The 16,803-nt window shown below is 63.5% G+C and carries 9 protein-coding genes; 2 read left to right on the top strand and 7 right to left on the bottom strand.

Features of this window, described 5'->3' with window-relative positions; all coding sequences use genetic code 11:
• Position 1: 1 nt before the first annotated feature.
• The 3 genes from ACVW1B_RS38185 to ACVW1B_RS38175 all read right to left on the bottom strand — a co-directional run bounded on the left by ACVW1B_RS38185 (position 2) and on the right by ACVW1B_RS38175 (position 3,698).
• Positions 2 to 889, bottom strand: coding sequence for an ABC transporter permease (locus ACVW1B_RS38185; protein WP_092089726.1), 888 nt, complete (start codon positions 887 to 889; stop codon positions 2 to 4).
• 3 nt (positions 890 to 892) lie between these two features.
• A complete protein-coding gene (locus ACVW1B_RS38180) occupies positions 893 to 1,846 on the bottom strand; it encodes an ABC transporter permease (RefSeq protein WP_050382524.1) in 954 nt (317 codons plus the stop codon).
• Between the two features lie 199 nt (positions 1,847 to 2,045).
• Positions 2,046 to 3,698 (bottom strand): ABC transporter substrate-binding protein, encoded by a 1,653-nt coding sequence (locus ACVW1B_RS38175; protein WP_375167035.1) that lies wholly within the window; start codon positions 3,696 to 3,698, stop codon positions 2,046 to 2,048.
• A 209-nt stretch (positions 3,699 to 3,907) separates the two neighbouring features.
• Here ACVW1B_RS38175 and ACVW1B_RS38170 point away from each other — a divergent pair, with 209 nt between their 5' ends.
• Positions 3,908 to 5,515, top strand: a complete 1,608-nt coding sequence (locus tag ACVW1B_RS38170) for an ABC transporter substrate-binding protein (RefSeq protein WP_253604982.1) — start codon at positions 3,908 to 3,910, stop codon at positions 5,513 to 5,515.
• A gap of 162 nt (positions 5,516 to 5,677) precedes the next feature.
• Here the strand turns inward: ACVW1B_RS38170 and ACVW1B_RS38165 are convergent, their stop codons facing one another.
• Both ACVW1B_RS38165 and ACVW1B_RS38160 read right to left on the bottom strand, forming a co-directional pair.
• Complete coding sequence (locus ACVW1B_RS38165) at positions 5,678 to 7,912, bottom strand: CHASE2 domain-containing protein (RefSeq protein WP_253604983.1); 2,235 nt, start codon at positions 7,910 to 7,912, stop codon at positions 5,678 to 5,680.
• Between the two features lie 100 nt (positions 7,913 to 8,012).
• Positions 8,013 to 12,179 carry a VCBS domain-containing protein gene (locus ACVW1B_RS38160; RefSeq protein WP_253604984.1) on the bottom strand — a complete coding sequence of 1,389 codons (4,167 nt, stop codon included), beginning with the start codon at positions 12,177 to 12,179 and terminating at the stop codon, positions 8,013 to 8,015.
• A gap of 595 nt (positions 12,180 to 12,774) precedes the next feature.
• On the opposite strand from ACVW1B_RS38160, the gene ACVW1B_RS38155 reads away from it, so the two are divergent.
• On the top strand, positions 12,775 to 13,527 hold the full coding sequence (locus tag ACVW1B_RS38155) for a transglutaminase-like cysteine peptidase (RefSeq protein WP_253604985.1): 753 nt from the start codon (positions 12,775 to 12,777) through the stop codon (positions 13,525 to 13,527).
• Between the two features lie 128 nt (positions 13,528 to 13,655).
• Here the strand turns inward: ACVW1B_RS38155 and ACVW1B_RS38150 are convergent, their stop codons facing one another.
• Positions 13,656 to 14,855 carry an ABC transporter substrate-binding protein gene (locus ACVW1B_RS38150; protein WP_050382511.1) on the bottom strand — a complete coding sequence of 400 codons (1,200 nt, stop codon included), beginning with the start codon at positions 14,853 to 14,855 and terminating at the stop codon, positions 13,656 to 13,658.
• 81 nt (positions 14,856 to 14,936) lie between these two features.
• Positions 14,937 to 16,775 (bottom strand): AMP-dependent synthetase/ligase, encoded by a 1,839-nt coding sequence (locus ACVW1B_RS38145; protein ID WP_225163333.1) that lies wholly within the window; start codon positions 16,773 to 16,775, stop codon positions 14,937 to 14,939.
• Between the last annotated feature and the right edge of the window lie 28 nt (positions 16,776 to 16,803).

Here is a 16,803-nt window from a genome sequence, read left to right as displayed (position 1 = left end):
TCTAATTCCTGATGTCCATGGCGCTGCGCATGCCGTCGCTGAGCAGATTGAAGCAGATCGAGACCGCGAAGATCATCGCGCCCGGCAGCGCCGCGACCCACGGATTGACGTAGATCGCGGTGCGCAGCGTGTTCAGCATCAAGCCCCATTCCGGCTCCGGCGGCTTGGTGCCGAGCCCGAGGAACGACAGACCGGCCGCGAGGATCATCGACACCGAGATCAGGCCGGTGGCGTAGACGAAGATCGGGCCGAGCACATTGCCGAGCATGTGGACGCGCATGATGGTGAAGGGCCCGGCGCCGGACGCGCGCGCCGCCTCGACGAAATCCATGTTGCGGACGCCGGTGGTGACGCTTTCGGCGACGCGGGTGATCTGCGGCACGAACACAATGGTCAGCGACACGATCGAATTGGTGATGCCGGCGCCGAGCGCGCCCGAGATCGCAATCGCCAGCAGCACCGAAGGAAAGGCGTAGAACACGTCGACGGTGCGCATGATCGCGGTGTTGAGCTTACCGCCGACATAGCCGGCGACGAGGCCGAGCGAGGTGCCGATCACGAACGCGAAGATCACCGGCAGGATGCCGATGACCAGCGACAGCCGTCCGCCATAGATCAGCCGCGCCAGCATGTCGCGGCCGAGCTCGTCGGTACCGAGCGGATAGCCCGGCGTGCCGATATGGCGCAGGCGGCGGATCATCGAGCCCTGATAGGGATCCGCAAGATGCAGCCACGGCGCCAGCAGCGCGGAGGCAAAGATCAGCACCAGGATGATGGCGCAGGCCATGCTGACCTTGTCGCGCCTGATACGGCGGGCAACCGTCGCCCAATAGCCGCGCGCCTTGGTGGTCGGGGCAGCCTGCAACGCAGTATCGCTCATCGCGCTCATGCTCTAGCTCCGCTTGATGCGCGGATCGATCGCGGCCTGCGCGATGTCGACCAGGAGGTTGAGCAGCACGAAGAACAGCGCCAGCACCAGGATCGTGCCCTGCAGCAGCGGCAGATCGCGCTGGAAGATCGCCGAGTTCAACAGCAGGCCCGAACCCGGCCAGGAGAACACGGTCTCGATCAGGATCGAGCCGCCCAGCATGTAGCCGAGCTGCAGGCCCATCACCGCGAGCGCGGTCGGCGCCGCATTCTTGATGACGTGGCGAAACACCTCGGTCTCGCGCAGGCCTTTTGCGCGCAGCGCCTCCACGAAATCCTGGCTCAGGATGTCGCCGGTCAGCGCGCGCACCGTGCGGGTGACGATGCCCATCGGGATCACCGAGGTGGTGATCGCCGGCAGCACCAGATAACGCAGATGCTCCCAGTCCCACGCCCAGGCGCCGGAGCCGCCGGGACCTGCGCCGACCGCGGGCAGCCAGTTGAGCTGCACCGAGAAGATGATGACCAGCACCATGCCGAGCCAATAATGCGGCAGCGACACGCCGGCTATCGCCACCGAGGTCGCGACCTTGTCGACCCAGGTGTCGCGGAAATAGCCGGCGATCAGGCCGAACAGCAGGCCGAGCGTAAAGCCGATCATCGCGGCCGCAATCGCCAGCATCACGGTGTTGCCGACGGCACGCATCACCTCGGTCAGGACGGGCCGCCCGGTTGCGATCGAATTGCCGAGATCGCCATGGATCGCGCGCCACAGCCACAGGCCGAATTGCACCGGCAACGGGCGATCGAAGCCGTAGGCCGTGCGCAATTGCGCGGCGAGCTCCTGCGAGGCATCGGCGGGCAGCACCGCGACCAAGGGGTCGCCGGGCGTGATGTGCACCAAGAGGAAGCACACCAGCGCCACGCTGAGCACGATCGGAATGACGTAGACGATCCGTCTGGACGTATAGGCGAACACGTTGCGTTCTTTCTTCCTTCTCACCTTGTGGGAGAAGGTCGCGCGCCGAGCGCGCCGGATGAGGGGTTTCTATCCGCGGATACAGTCATTTCAGATCGGAGAGGAGCGCCCGCGGAGACAACCCCTCACCCGGCTTCGCTTTCGCGAAGCCACCCTCTCCCACAAGGGGAGAGGGTACACCTATTGCGCGGCTAGCGCCTCACGGCGCGACCGTGACCGGCGAGAAGTCGACGAACCAGCTCTTCGGCTGCACAAATCCCTTGATCTTCGGGCTCATCGCGCGCGGTGCGACGTCGTGGGCGACATAGAGGAAGGCCGCGTCGTCGACCGAGGCCGCATGCAGCTCGGCCAGCGCGGCGTCGCGCGCCGCCGGCTCGAAGGTCTGGCGGGCCTTCTTGACCAGCTCGTCGAACTTCGGGTTGTTGTTGAAGCCCCAATTGTTCGATACCGGCGGCGCCATGCCCGACTGCAGGAAGCGCACCAGCGCGAAGAACGGATCCATCGCCGCATAAGTGACGTTGATGGCGTTCGAGCCGTTGGCGGTCGGATCCTTGGTGCCGCGCCGCCAATTGGTGAACAGCGTGTTCCACTCGATGACGTCGAGCTGCACATCGAAGTAGCATTCGGCCAACGCCTGTTGCAGATACTCGTTCATCGGCAGCGGCAGCATCTGGCCCGAGCCCGATGCCGAGGTCTGGATCTTGACCGTCAGCTTCTTGTTCGGACCGAAGCCCGCCTCCTGCATCAGCTTCTGCGCGGCCGGCTTGTCGTACTTGATCTGGAAGGTCGGGTTGCCGCGCCAGGGATGGCCGGGCTCGAACGTGCCGGTCGCCGGCACCATCAGGCCGGCAAGCAGGCCGTCACGCAGCCCTTCGCGATCGATGCAGAGATTGGCCGCCTTGCGGACGCGGATGTCATTCCACGGCGAGCCCTCGACGCGCGAGAACTGCCACGGCCAGACATGTGGCTCCTCGTTGGAATAGAGGTTGAAACCACGCTGCTTGATCTCGGGCAGCGCGTCCGGCGCCGGCGCCTCGATCCAGTTGACCTGTCCCGACAGCAGCGCCGCCGTCCGGGCATTGGCCTCCGGCATCGGCAACAGCACCATCTTGTCAGCCTTCGGCACCCGTGCCTTGTCCCAGTAATTCTCGTTCTTCACCAACTCGAGCCGCTCGCGCGGGGTGAAGCTCGACATCTTCCAGGGGCCGGTGCCCGACGCGTCCTTGGCGAACGCGGCCCACGCGGCCTGCGACTTCGCCTTGGCGTCGGCGCCTTCGGCCTTGTCGTAGAATTTCTGCCACTTGGCCGGGCTCGCCATGAACAAATTGGTGAGGTTGATCGGCAGGAAGCTGTCCGGCTCCTTGGTGGTCAGCTCCACCGTCATGTCGTCGATCTTGCGCGCCGAGACCAGCGTCGGCATGCGCGAGGCGGTGACGCCGACCTGGCTCGCATCGTATTGCGGCGCGTCCTGCTTCAAGACCTTGTCGACATTCCAGACCACGGCGTCGGCGTTGAACGGCGAGCCGTCATGAAAGGTGACGCCGGGGCGCAGCTTGAAAATCCACTTGGTCTTGTCGGCATCGTCGACCTTCCACTCGGTGGCGAGGCCCGGAATCATCGCACTTGCCTTGTCCGACGAGGACAGGTCCCACATCGTCAGCGCGTCATACATCGTCAGACCCGTGAAGCGATTGCCCTCAAAACCCTGGTCGGGCTGGCCGAGCGTGCGCGGAATATCGGCAGCGGTCATGCCAATGCGCAGCACAGTCTCGGCGCCGGCGATCGCCGGCACGCCTGTGGCTATCGCAAGCGCCAGCATGATCGCCGTCGCATTGGTTTTCCTGTTACGCATCTGAGCAGCCCCTTCGAGTCTGGTGACGTCTTGGTGATTATTTCTTGGGCAAGCGTATGCAATGCCTGTGCCAAGGGGAATAGTTCATCAGCAAATAACCGCCGGGCGCGTCATTTCTTCCCACCTCGGGCCCGAACGGAGCGAAGATGCCTATTCTGGCATCATGCTTGCAAGATTTGGCTCCAACGTCTTTCCAACGGAGCCTTCATATGCGTGCGCGCAATTCGATCCTGATGGCGGCAATGGCGCTTGCCTTGACCGCGGGCTGGCCGGCCATGTCGGCGCAAGCCGAGTCCATTGTGCGCTACGGCATTTCGATGGCCGACATTCCGCTGACCACCGGCCAGCCCGATCGCGGCGCCGGCGCCTATCAGTTCACCGCCTACACGATCTACGATCCGCTGGTTGCCTGGGAGATGGATGTTGCCGACCGGCCGGGCAAGCTGGTGCCCGGGCTTGCGACCGAATGGAAGGTCGACGACAGCGACAAGACCAAATGGCGCTTCACGCTGCGCAAGGGCGTCAAATTCCACGACGGCAGCGACTTCAATGCCGACGCGGTGATCTGGAATCTCGACAAGGTGCTGAACGACAAGGCACCGCAATTCGACAAGCGGCAGAGCGCGCAGGTCAAGACCCGCCTGCCTTCGGTTGCGAGCTACGCCAAGGTCGACGATTTCACCATCGAGATCACCACCAAGACGGTCGACTCCTTCTTCCCCTATCAGATGCTCTGGTTCCTGGTCTCGAGCCCCGCGCAATATGAAAAGCTCGGCAAGGACTGGGACAAGTTCGCCAGCCAGCCCTCCGGCACCGGTCCGTTCAAGCTGACCAAGCTGGTACCGCGCGAACTCGCCGAACTGACGAAGAACCCGGGCTATTGGGACAAGAAGCGGCTTGCGAAGGTCGACAAGATGATCCTGATCCCGATGCCGGAAGCGCTGACCCGCACCAACGCGCTGCTGGCCGGCCAGGTCGACCTGATCGAATCGCCGGCGCCCGACGCCGTGCCGCAGCTCAAGGCCGCCGGCATGAGGATCGTCGACAACGTGACGCCGCATGTCTGGAACTATCACTTGAGCGTGCTGCCGGGCTCGCCATGGACCGACATCCGCCTGCGCAAGGCGCTCAACCTCGCGATCGACCGCGACGCGGTGGTTGGCCTGATGAACGGCCTCGCCAAGCCCGCCAAGGGCCAGGTCGATCCGTCGAGCCCGTGGTTCGGTGAGCCGACGTTCGAACTGAAATACGATCTCGCGGCCGCCAGGAAGCTGGTGGAGGAAGCCGGCTATTCGAAGGACAAGCCGCTGAAGACGACTTTCATCATCGCCCAGGGCGGCACCGGGCAGATGCTGTCGCTGCCGATGAACGAGTTCCTGCAGCAGAGCTTCAAGGAGATCGGCATCGACATCGACTTCAAGGTGGTCGAGCTCGAGACATTATATACGCACTGGCGCAAGGGCGCGGCGGACGAGATGAATGCCGGCATCACCGCCAACAACATCGCCTATGTCACGTCGGATCCGCTCTACGCCATCGTTCGGTTCTTCCACTCCGGCCAGGTGGCGCCGGTCGGCGTCAACTGGGGCGGCTACAAGAACCCGAAGGTCGATGCGCTGATCGACGAGGCCAAGCAGACCTTCGATTCCGCCAAACAGGATGCGCTGCTGGCGCAGGCACACGCGCTGATCGTCGACGATGCCGCGCTGGTGTGGGTGGTGCACGACACCAATCCGCACGCGCTGTCGCCGAAGGTGAAGACCTTCGTGCAGGCGCAGCACTGGTTCCAGGATCTGACCCAGATCGGGCTGGAATAGACATTCCATCGTCGTCCTGGCCTAGCGCGCAATTGCGCACGGGAGCCGGGACCCATACGCCGCGGCCGCCGCAATGGGCACGCGGCGAGACGATCTTCCGTCAACGACCATTCGTGGTTATGGGTCCCAGCCTTCACCGGGACGACAGCGGGCTTGCGTCGGCTATTTCGTCGTCAACGCGAATGCGCCGTTCCAGTCGTCGGGCGGCGGCTCCTTCTGGAAGGCGTGGATGCGCGCCTCGTAGAGGCGGTAGAGATATTGCAGCGTCTGCCCGTCGTCGGTCTTGCGGCCGCGTTCGATCGCGGCGAGCGCGCCGTCCCAATCGCGGCTGCGGTAGCAGGCGAGCATCTCGATGGTCAGGTTGCGCAGCCGCTGGAAGCGGCCGGAGTTCGCGACATCCTCGCGGCCGGCAATCGCATAGATCACCTCGGGCTCCTTCTTGCCCTTGACCATGATGAAGTCGAGCTCGAGGATCGCAAACTTCTCCTTCACCGCGAGCGCGGTCTTCGATCCCACGATGATCGGGAAGCCGTACTCCTTGGACTGTCCCTCGAGCCGCGAGGCCAGATTGACGCTGTCGCCGAACACCGAATAGTCGAAGCGCACATCGGAGCCCATATTACCGACCACGCAGGAGCCGGTGTTGAGACCGACACCGATGTTGAGCGGCACATAGACGTGACCGCCGTCCTTCGCTTCCTGCTCGCGCTCCCGGTTGAGGTCGTCGACGCGCTCCAGCATGTCGAGCGCCGCATCGCAGGCGTTAAGCTGGTGCTGCTTGTCATCGAGCGGCGCGTTCCAGAACGCCATGATGGCGTCGCCCATATATTTGTCGATGGTGCCCTTGCGGGCGAGGATCGCGTTGGAAAGCGGAGTAAGGAAGCGGTTCATCAGCGCCGTGAGGCCCTGCGGATTGCTCTTGTAGGTTTCCGAGATCGAGGTGAAGCCGCGCATGTCCGAGAACATGATGGTCATCTCGCGTTCCTCGCCGCCGAGCACCAGCCGCTCCGGCGACTGCGCCAGTTGCTCGACCAGCGCGGGCGACATGTACTGCACGAATTGCGACCTGATCTGGCGGCGCTGCTGCTGCTCGCGCACGAAGGCGGAGAAGATCAGCGTGAGATAGATCGCCGTGGTCGACATCAGCGGATAGGTGAAGTCGATCAGCAGCCGGTGCTGGGAATAGAAATACCAGGAGGTGCCGATCAGCACCGAGGCAAACATTCCGCCGACGGCGACCAACGTGATCGGACCGAACTTCGGCGCGAAGGCGATGACAAGGAGCCCCATGATCAGCGCGGCGAAGAACTCGATGCCGATGCCGTAATTCGGCTGCGAAACGACATCGCCGGTCAACGCGCTCTCCAGCACCTGGGCATGGACCTCGACACCGGGCATCGCCGGCGTCACCGGCGTCGTCTTGATGTCGTTCAGCCCGGTTGCTGAGGTGCCGATCACGATCAGCTTGCCGGCAATTCGGTCCGGTGAGACGCGCCCGTCCAGCACATCGACCGCCGAGACATAGATCGAGGGATCGCGGCGGGCGTAGTGGATCCAGAGTTGGCCGTGGAGATCGGTCGGGATCGCAAAGCCCTTGAGACCCAGGCTCTTGATACCGGCCTTGTCGGCCTTGATCAGGATCGTGCCGGAGCCGCTCGCCACCCGCAGCATCTCGAAGCTCAGCGACGGCATGGTGATGCCCTGCGCCACCATGATCATCGGCACGCGCCTGACGATGCCGTCGCGCTCCGGCCTGATCGTGAACAGGCCGCGCCCGGCAGCCGCCTCCTCGAGCACCGGCACGTTGCGCAGCAGCCCCGGGAACATGTACATGAAAGGCTGCGGCTCCTCACCGAGCATCGCAAGTCCGGTGACCGGAAGCTTTTCGTTGAGGTCGGCGCGGACGTTGGGCCCGCCGGATTCGCCGAGCACCACGCGCGAGTTCTTGATGGCCTCGGCCATGATGCTGTCGTTGCTCGGCAGTTGCCGCAGCCTCGCGCGCATCTCCTCATCGAGGCTGCTGAACGTATCGGCGGCGATATCGGGGTTGAGACGATCCGGCTCGGAGAACACCGCGTCGAACGCGATCACCACGGCGCCGAGCCGGGTGAGATTGGTGACGATGTCGGCGAGCCGGGTCCGTGGCCACGGCCACTGTCCGAGCCGGGGATCGGCGAGGCTCTTTTCGTCGATGTCGACGATGGTGACGGGCCGCGCGGTCTTCTGGCGCGGTTGCAGCGCCTGGAATGTGTCAAACGTCCTGACGCGAAGCTCCTGAACCGGAGCCGGATCCACGATCCGCAGCGCAGCAATGCCGATCAACAGCGCCACGCAGACCAGCCGCGCGTAGCCGAAGCGCCGTGCGAACCACCTACGTATCGCCTTCAGCCGTTTCATGCCATCTGGATATCACGCGCGCAGAATTGTTCCAATCGAGCAAGCATGCGCAGTGCACAATCAGCCGGACCAGCCCCCCGGCGGCACGGCCGGGCGTCCGTCACGTAAAATGAATAATGAAGTCGTTCTGGGACAGGCTCGCCTTCGCGACATTGTGCAATGTGATCGTGTCTGCGCTGTCGATCGTGATCAGCGTGTCCGCTGAATTGGTCGGCGATGTCGCAACATGCTGATCGAACCAGGTGCTGAAGGTGCTTGCCGAGACGACCGTGGACAGGTCGATCTGGTCCTCGCCTGGCGTGAAGTTCAGGATCGTGTCGTGGTTGAAGTTCGGCGCAAACACGAACTTGTCCTGATAACCCGACCCGAAGAACACGTCCTTGTCGCTGGTCCCGGTCAGAATCACGGGCTCGGGCCGGTCCTGTTGGACGTTGAAGATCAGGTTGACCGTATCGGTTGCGCCATGGCCATCGGTCACGGAGAGCGCGATCGTGTCGGTCGCTGGAGCTGTCTGGCCGGGGTTGTAAATGAGGCCCGGCGATCCAAGCGCGGTGTTGATGCTGGAGAGAAGCCCCTCCTGCGACGAAGGTGCAACGCTGCTGCCCGCACCGGGCGTCGTCGCCGCGGCCATGGTGAAAGTCTCGTCGGCCGTCGCATCGGCGTCCGTCACGGTCAGGCCGGAGATCGTCTCGGTCCCGTTGGGATGTTCGGTGATACTGACGTTGTCGGTGTGGATCACGGGCGCGTCGTTGGCGCCGATCACGTCGATCGTCAGCTTCGCGGTCCCGACGGCGCCATGCGCGTCGATCGTCTCCACATCGAACGTGTCGGCATAGGTGCCCTTGCCCAACGCGTTGATCGCGGCAGCATCGGGAACATAGCTGTAGGTGCCGTCCGGGTTGACGGTAAGCGAGCCGTAGAGGCCCGCGATCTGCGTGACCGCAGTGTGGTCCGAATTGAGCGCGGCATAAGTCAGCGTCGCGGTTTCGCCATGGTCGACGTCGTTGCCATGGAGCGTGCCGGTCAGCGTGCCGAACGTGTCGTTATCGGCGGTATCGGTGAGCGTGCCGGCATTGACGTCGGCGAGTATCGGCGCGTCGTTGGCGCCGTTGATCGTGATCGTCACAGGCTCGTTGATGATGCCGCCATGGTGGTCGTCGATCTGGATCGTGTAGGTCAGCGTCAGCGTCTCGCCGAGGGCGAGATAGTCGAAATTCTGGTCCGCGGCCGAGAACGTCCAGGTCGACGATCCGATTGAACCGCCGGTCCCGTCCGTCAACGTCCCCAGCGACAGCCAGTTCAGGATCGTGGCCTCGTCGGGCAGGCCCGTCGTCGCCCCGGATTCGGCGACGCCGGTGATGGTCATGGTGTGGGTGTCGCTGAGATCCACATCGGTGAAGGTCACGGTGCCGGATGCGCTGTCCAGCGTCGATGAACCGGTCGTATCGGGTTGTTCGGGGATGATGGCCGCCTGAGGTGCCGACGTGACGATCGGCGCGTCATTGCTGCCGGTAATCGTGATCGTCACCGGTTGGCTGATCACGCCGCCATGATGGTCATTGACCTCGACCGTATAGGTCAGCGTCAGTGTCTCACCGTCGGCAAGATAATCGAAATTGCGGTCGGCGGCCGAGAAGGTCCAGGCCTGGGATCCGGCGACCCCGCCGGTCGAATCGGTCAGCGTCCCCAGCGAGAGCCAGTTCAGAATCGTGGACTCGTCCTCAGGCAGGCCTGTGGTCGTTCCGGATTCCGCGACGGCGGTAATGGACACAATGTGGGTGTCGCTGAGATCGACGTCGGCAAATGTCACCGCGCCCTGGGCCACGTCGAGCTTGATCGATCCGGTCTCGCCGATCATCTCGGGGACCGTGGCGGTCGGCGGCTCCGACGTGAACGTCGGCACGTCGTTGGTGCCCGTGATGGTGATGGTGACGGGCTGGGTGACGACACCGTCGTGGTGGTCGTCGACCTGGATCAGGTAAGTCAGCGTCAACGTCTCGCCAGCAGCGAGATAGTCGAAATTCCTGTCGGCGGCCGAGAAGGTCCAGGCGCGCGATCCGGTTACGCCGCCGGTCGAATCCGTCAGCGTGCCGAGCGACATCCAGCCCAGTATCGTCGCCTGATCGGGAAGCCCCGTGGTCACGCCCGTTTCGGTGACGCCAGCCACGGTGACGCTGTGGATGTCGCTGAGATCGACATCGACGAAGGTCACGGTACCGGATGCGGTATCCGGCACAACCGAACCGGTCGTCTCCTCGGCTTCAGTGATGGCGGCCGCCTGGGTCGGCGAGGTGATCACCGGCCTGTCGTCGGTGCCGACGATCGTGATGGTGACCGGCAGCGTGATGACGCCGCCCTGATGGTCGTCGATCTCGACCGTGTAGGTCAGTGTCAGCGTCTCGCCGGTGGCGAGATAGTCGAAGCTCCTGTCGGCGGCCGAGAACGTCCAGGAGCGCGATCCCGTCACGCCATCGGTCGAATCGGTCAGCGCGCCCAGCGACAGCCAGCTCAGTACGGTGGCGTGGCTGGCAAGTCCGCCGGTGACGCCGGCCTCGGTGACGCCCGTGATGGTGACCGTATGCGTGTCGGTCAGATCCGCATCGGTAAATGTCAGCGTGCCGTGCGCCGTATCAGGCTGGGCGGAATTCGTCGTTGCTGCGAGTTCGGTGATCGAACCGGCTTGCGCCGAGGACGTCACCACTGGCGTGTCGTTGGTGCCGGTGATCGTGATCGTGAAGGTCTTGAACGTGGTCTCGTTGTTCGGTGCGAAATTGTTATCGACGCGCGCGACATAGGTCAGCGTCAGCGTTTCTCCGGCAGCGAGGAAGTCGAACGCGCTGTCGGCAAGGTTGTAGGTCCAGGTCGCCGAACCGGCATTCTTGTTGTTCGGATCGGGCTCGAGCAGCAACGGGATCTCGACGGTCTTGATGGCAGCAAGCTGCGCTGCCGTCAGCGATGAGGTCACGTCGCTGCCGTCGGCGTCCCGGTAGCTGAACGCGGAATAGTCGACCTTCGCACTCGGTATGTCACCGACATTGAGGTCCAGCCACTTGATCTGGCCCGTCGCGGTGTCGAACAGCCCGCTTTGGGTCAGCCCCGGCCGCTCGGTGAACGCCGCGTCCTGGGTCACGACCTGCGGCGGCCCCGGGATGTGGTCAATCCTGCTGTTGGGAACGCCACCGGCCTGAGGGCCGGTCGTGTTGACGAAGGTCAGCAGAATGATGATCGGCGCGCCACTGTCGCTGCTGGTGAGCTTGAAGCTGCTCGATACCGGGACGACGCTGTCCGTGAAGTTGGTGGTGAGCTTGGTGTTGGGATTGTTGTTGTCGGTGAACTTCAGCGCGAAGACGTCGGAGATCAGCTTCTGCGCATCGGTCGACAGTTGCGCCGACGAGACGAAGCTGACGCTGCCCTGACCGTTGACGATGGTCTGGGTGCCGGCCTGATCGACGGTCGCGATCGGATTGAGCGTCGTCTTGTCGAACAGGATGTAGGAGCCGGTGCTGCCATCGGGCTCGACCAGCACCTGGAATTTGGCCGGCGGCACGCCGCCGGTGCCCTGCACGTCGAAATCGATCTCGACCAGCACCGCGGTGCCGCGGATGCCCATGGTCGCGACCGGCGTATCGACCTTCATGTCGCCGTGCTTGGCGGTCGCGCCGGCCACGAAGGAGATCGTGCCCGAGACCAGACTCATCAGCGACGTATTGCTCGACCCGTTCGGGTCGTAGATCATTTCGTTCAGCACCATCTTGGCGTTCGGTCCGAGACCGAACACGGTGCCGTCGATGAAGGTGATGCCGAGCGTAGAGTCGCCGCCGGACTGCACCACGTCACCCTTGTTGACGTTATCGCCCTGGTTCAGGACGATCGCGACGCCGTTGCGGATTGCCGTGGCGTTCCCGGTCAGCTTGGTGACATGGCCGATGACCTTAGCCGGCTCCGCCGCGCCGCCGGCCTGGGCATATTGGGTGTGGCCGGTGAGTGCGTTGACGAGATCGCCGGTGAGATGCGCGCCGTCAGGCGACGCCAGCGGCGCGCGCTTCTCGCCCTTGAAATAGTCGTGCAGGACGAGTTCCCGATCGTCCTTCGCGATGACGAGGTCGAGCCCGGTCCGCTTGAAGTCGCCGGTGAACAGCAATTGCCCGTCGTCGACGATGATCGCGCCGGGCGGAGCATGCGTGGAAACACTGTCGACGTGCACATATCCACGGGCATAAGCGTCCGTGTTCGGCAACAGGCCGTCGAATTTCTCGACAAAGTTCACTGCGGATCACCGCACGAGAGTTAATATTGTTAAAATATCCGAATGATTATGCCTGCATATCATCGGATAAAGCTTGGCGAAACCACTCTGTGCTTGCGCAAGGTGGCCCTGTTGTGCGGATTGACTGGATGTGACTTGGCTCACGCTGTGAAGAGCCGTGTAGTTCGGATTCGCCTGACGGTACCATAAGGTGGGATTTAAGCCAAGATACGTACTGAGCCACGTATTCGTGGTATTGATTGGCATTTCTGTACTTGCCTCTATTTCCCCTTAGCCCAGAGCGGGCATTTGACCCCAATTTCCCGGCCAAAGCTGTGACTTAGCTTACAAATCACAGCAGTCCCGTGCGCGGACCGGCCGGGTTAACCAGAGGGCAAGGATGAGTTGCAAAGCAGTGGAAAAAGGTTCGCCGCTTCCTTTCACAAACCGGTAAAGTTTTCGGGACCCCAAGCAGGCGCCCTTTAGCCTCTTCCCCTGATTCCCCACATCTTAAGTCGATTCGAAGGGATCGTTCGCCATGCTGCCCGGCATGAAACGATCCGGTCGCGTGCGCGGTGCAATGTCCACCCGCCGAAGAGCGGACAGGGGGTGTCGGATGAGATTCTCGCTTCGCCCGCTTGCGCTGCGCGCCGTCATGCTGGGCTTCGGCCTGGCCCTGGCCGCGCCGGTTGCCGAGCTCAATGCCGCTTCGCTGCTTTCGCCCGGTCCGGCGACGCTGATCAGAAAATCGACCGAGCCGTTCGGCCTGACGACCAGCCTGCTTGCCGACGGCGGCCTGCACGACAAATGGCTCGGCGTGCAGCGCCGGCTCGCCGACGAATTGGAGCAATTGGCAGCCTGCGAGAGCGACCGCGCCAGCTGTGCGTCGCCGGCGGCGCTGCGATTCCTGGCGATCGTCGAAGCCGGACGGGCGCGTCAGGGTCGCGCCCGGCTCGGCGAGATCAACCGCGCGATCAACCTTGCGATCCGTCCGGGCAGCGATCTTGCGGCCTATGGCGAGCCCGACGTCTGGGCGACGCCGCTCTCCACCTTCGCCCGCGGCAGCGGCGATTGCGAGGACTATGCGATCGCGAAATTGGTGGCACTGCGCAAGGCCGGCGTGGCGCCGGAAGATCTGCGGATCGTCGTCCTGCATGACCTCGTCGGCGGCGAGGACCATGCGGTGGTCGCGGCGCGGCTCGACGGCCGCTGGCTGACGCTCGACAACCGCCGCATGGCGATGATCGAGGACAGCGACATCAGGAGTTTTCGGCCGACCTTCGTGATCGACCAGCACGGCGTCAGCCGCTATGTCGACGCCCCGCTCGTCGCCGAGGCCGCTTGGCGGCCGGCGGCGCGAACGAACTAAGAGCCGGCCAGACATACTTTCCCGTCATTGCGAGCGAAGCGAAGCAATCCATCCCTCCGCGGAAAGATGGATTGCTTCGTCGCTTCGCTCCTCGCAATGACGACTGAATCCAGATGAGCGACTGCCCGTCAGAACATCAGATTATCCTTCACCAGCACCCAGCGGCCGCCCTTGACCTGCTGCACTTGGGTGATGGTGTTGGCGAGATGATCCGTCTTGGAGAACTTGGTCGGCGGCGAGCTGAAGATGTCGAGGAATTTGTCGCCTGACTCCAGCGAGTCCAGCATCTTCTGGCCGGAGAGATCCTTGCCCGCCTTCTGCGCGTAGAAGGCGAAGGTCATCACCGCGTTGTAGCCGATGATCGCCTGGGTATTGGCGTCGGTGTTGAACATCTTCTTGTAGTTCACCAGCCAGTCCTTCACCTTGCCCTTGGCCGTGTCCTCGTAGGGAATCTCGAAGCCCGAGGCCGCATAGAGCCCTTCGACGGCTTCCTTGCCGAGCGCCGGCACTTCGAGCACGTTGGTCGGGGTGGCGCCGAGGAAGGTCACGTCCCAGCCGAGCTTCTTGGCCTCGTTCATCGCGCCGATGGTCTCGCGGATCACGGTGCCGAGCACGACGAGGTCGCAGCCGTCGGCCTTCATCTTGGCGACCTGCGCCGAGAAGTCGGAGGCGCCGCGCTTGTAGCTCGTGACCGATGCCGGCTGCACCTTCATCGCGCCAAGCTGCTGGGTAAAGCCGTCGAGCACGTTTTTGCCGTACTCGTCATCCTGATGCATGATGCAGGGCTTCTTGAAGTTCTTCCACTCCATCATGTATTTGAGCGCGGCGCGCGTGCTCTCGACATAGGGCAGGAGGTTGTTGAACTTCAGCCGCTCCTGCGGCTTGGCGGGATCGAACTTGAAGGTGAATTCGGCGGCCGTCAGCGGGAACAGCTGCAACACGCCCGCATCGAACAGGATGTCCTGCGCGGCGAGCACGGTCGGCGAGCCCATCGGGCCGATCATCGCGAACACCTTGTCGCGCTCGACCATCTTCTGCGACGCCAGCACCGCCTTCTTCGGATCGTAGCCGTTGTCCTCCAGGATCATCTTGATCTTGCGGCCGTTGATGCCGCCGCCGGCGTTGATTTCCTCGACCGCCATCTTCATGCCGTTGGACACCGGAACGCCCCAGACCTTGATCGGGCCGGACAAGTCCTGATGCGTTCCGATCACGATCTCGGTCGGCGAGATGCCTTCATTGGTGACCTTGGTCTGGGCTGCGGCCGGCAGACAGGTCAGCGCCAGCGCGCTCACCGCAAGGCCCAGCGCCTTCAGCGATTTCGACATTGCAGTCTCCTCCTTAACAAAGGCCCATGTTGAGCGAAGGGTCGGGCCTGCTCGCTCCCTCGCCAATTTCCTTCTCCTCGGCTATGCCACCGCGCGTTCGCCATACATGGCGGCGATCTCGGCCGCGTAGCGCTTGTTCACGAAGCTGCGCTTCAGCTTCATGGTCGGCGTCAGCTCCTCGTCCTCGGGCGTGAGCTGGCGCTCGATCAGATAGAATTTCTTGACGGTCTCGACGCGCGCGAACTTCACGTTGACCGCCTCGACCTCGCGCTGGATCAGATCCTGGATTTCGCGGGCGCGGCACAGGCTCGCGTAATTGGTGAAGGGGATGTCGTGATCCTGGGCGTATTTCTCGACATTCTCCTGGTCGATCATGATCAGGCAGGTGAGATACGGCCGCTTGTCGCCGATCACGACCGCATCCGAGACATAGGGCGAGAATTTGAGCTGGTTCTCGATCTCGGACGGCGTGATGTTCTTGCCGCCGGAGGTGATGATGATGTCCTTCATCCGGTCGGTGATCTTGACATAGCCTTCATTGTCGATCGTGCCGACGTCGCCGGTGTGCAGCCAGCCTTTGGCGTCGATCGTCTCGGCAGTCCTCTCCGGCTGGTTGAGATAGCCCATGAACAGGAAGTCGCCCTTGATCAGGATCTCGCCCTTCGGGCAGATCATCACCTCGCCCCAGGGCGCGGCCTTGCCGACCGAGCCAAGCTTGATGCGATCCGCCGGCATCATGGTCGCGACGCCGCAATTCTCGGTCTGGCCGTAGACCTCGCGCATGTCGATGCCGAGCGCGAGATACCAGCGGATCAGATCCGGCGAGATCGGTGCGGCGCCGGTCAGCGCAATCCGGCAGCGGTCGAGCCCGAGCATGCGGCGGATGTTGCGGAACACCAGCCAATAGGCCGCGCGGTTGGCGAGCCGCAGCGACAGTGGCGGCGTCTCGCCCTGCAGCCGGCACTCGGTCATCCGGTTGCCGATCGCGAGCGCGCGGGCATACATCCAGTTCTGGAACGGGGTCGCATCCTTCAGCGCGATGGTGATGCCGGAATAGAACTTCTCCCAGATCCGGGGCACCGCGAGGAACGCGGTCGGCTGCACCTCGCGAAGATTGTCCGGCACCGTCTCCGGGCTCTCGGCGAAATTCATCACCGATCCCAGCGCGAGCGAGAGGTAATAGCCGCCGACCCGCTCGGCGACGTGGCAGAGCGGCAGGAACACCAGCCGCTCCTCGCTGTCGGTCGAGGGGTAGAGATCGTTGGCGTGGCGCATCTGGTGCGTCACGCTGCGGTTGGAGTGCATCGCGCCCTTGGGCGGGCCCGTGGTGCCGGAGGTGTAGACCAGGATCGCGAGATCGGAGGCGGTGCGGCTGCCGGTCATCTCGTCCCACAGCGCCGGATTGCCCCAGGCATGATTGCGGCCGAGCGACGTGAATTCCGCGAGCGACAGCACCATCGGATCGGAGAAGCCGGAGAGGCCCTCCATGTCGAACACGACGATCTTCTCCAGCGTCGGACAGCGCGACCGGCAGGTCAGCACCTTGTCGAGCTGCTCCTCGTCCTCGACGAAGATCACTCGCGTGCGGGAATCATTGATGAGGTATTCGACCTGCGCCGCCGAATCGGTCGGATAGATGCCGGAAGAGACGCCGCCGGCGCATAGGATGCCCATGTCGGCATAGACCCATTCCGGCACCGCGTTGGCGATGATCGAGCCAACGTCGCCGGGACGGAAGCCTGTGGCATGCAGGCCGTAGGAGATGTCCTTGGAGATCTGCAGCCATTCGCGCCAGCTGGTCGGTTGCCAGATGCCGAACTTCTTCTCGCGGATCGCGGGCCTGTCGCCACGCGTTTGAACCGCGAGCAGAAAGCTCCTCGCGATCGTGTCGGCAACCGTCAGCACCGCTGGTCCGGCCATGCGCGCTCCCTCCTCTGCCGCCGGTCTC

Source organism: Bradyrhizobium sp. USDA 4502, assembly GCF_054063355.1.
Note: the sequence above shows the minus strand (reverse complement) of the source record. Positions and strands in the feature narration are given on the sequence as shown.

Bases quoted from the DNA above. Each gene is read 5' to 3' on its own strand.
- ACVW1B_RS38170 (WP_253604982.1), top strand. From the start codon at position 3,908: ATGCGTGCGCGCAATTCGATCCTGATGGCGGCAATGGCGCTTGCCTTG.
- ACVW1B_RS38145 (WP_225163333.1), bottom strand. From the start codon at position 16,775: ATGGCCGGACCAGCGGTGCTGACGGTTGCCGACACGATCGCGAGGAGC.
- ACVW1B_RS38175 (WP_375167035.1), bottom strand. From the start codon at position 3,698: ATGCGTAACAGGAAAACCAATGCGACGGCGATCATGCTGGCGCTTGCG.
- ACVW1B_RS38150 (WP_050382511.1), bottom strand. From the start codon at position 14,855: ATGTCGAAATCGCTGAAGGCGCTGGGCCTTGCGGTGAGCGCGCTGGCG.
- ACVW1B_RS38155 (WP_253604985.1), top strand. From the start codon at position 12,775: ATGAGATTCTCGCTTCGCCCGCTTGCGCTGCGCGCCGTCATGCTGGGC.
- ACVW1B_RS38165 (WP_253604983.1), bottom strand. From the start codon at position 7,912: ATGAAACGGCTGAAGGCGATACGTAGGTGGTTCGCACGGCGCTTCGGC.
- ACVW1B_RS38185 (WP_092089726.1), bottom strand. From the start codon at position 889: ATGAGCGCGATGAGCGATACTGCGTTGCAGGCTGCCCCGACCACCAAG.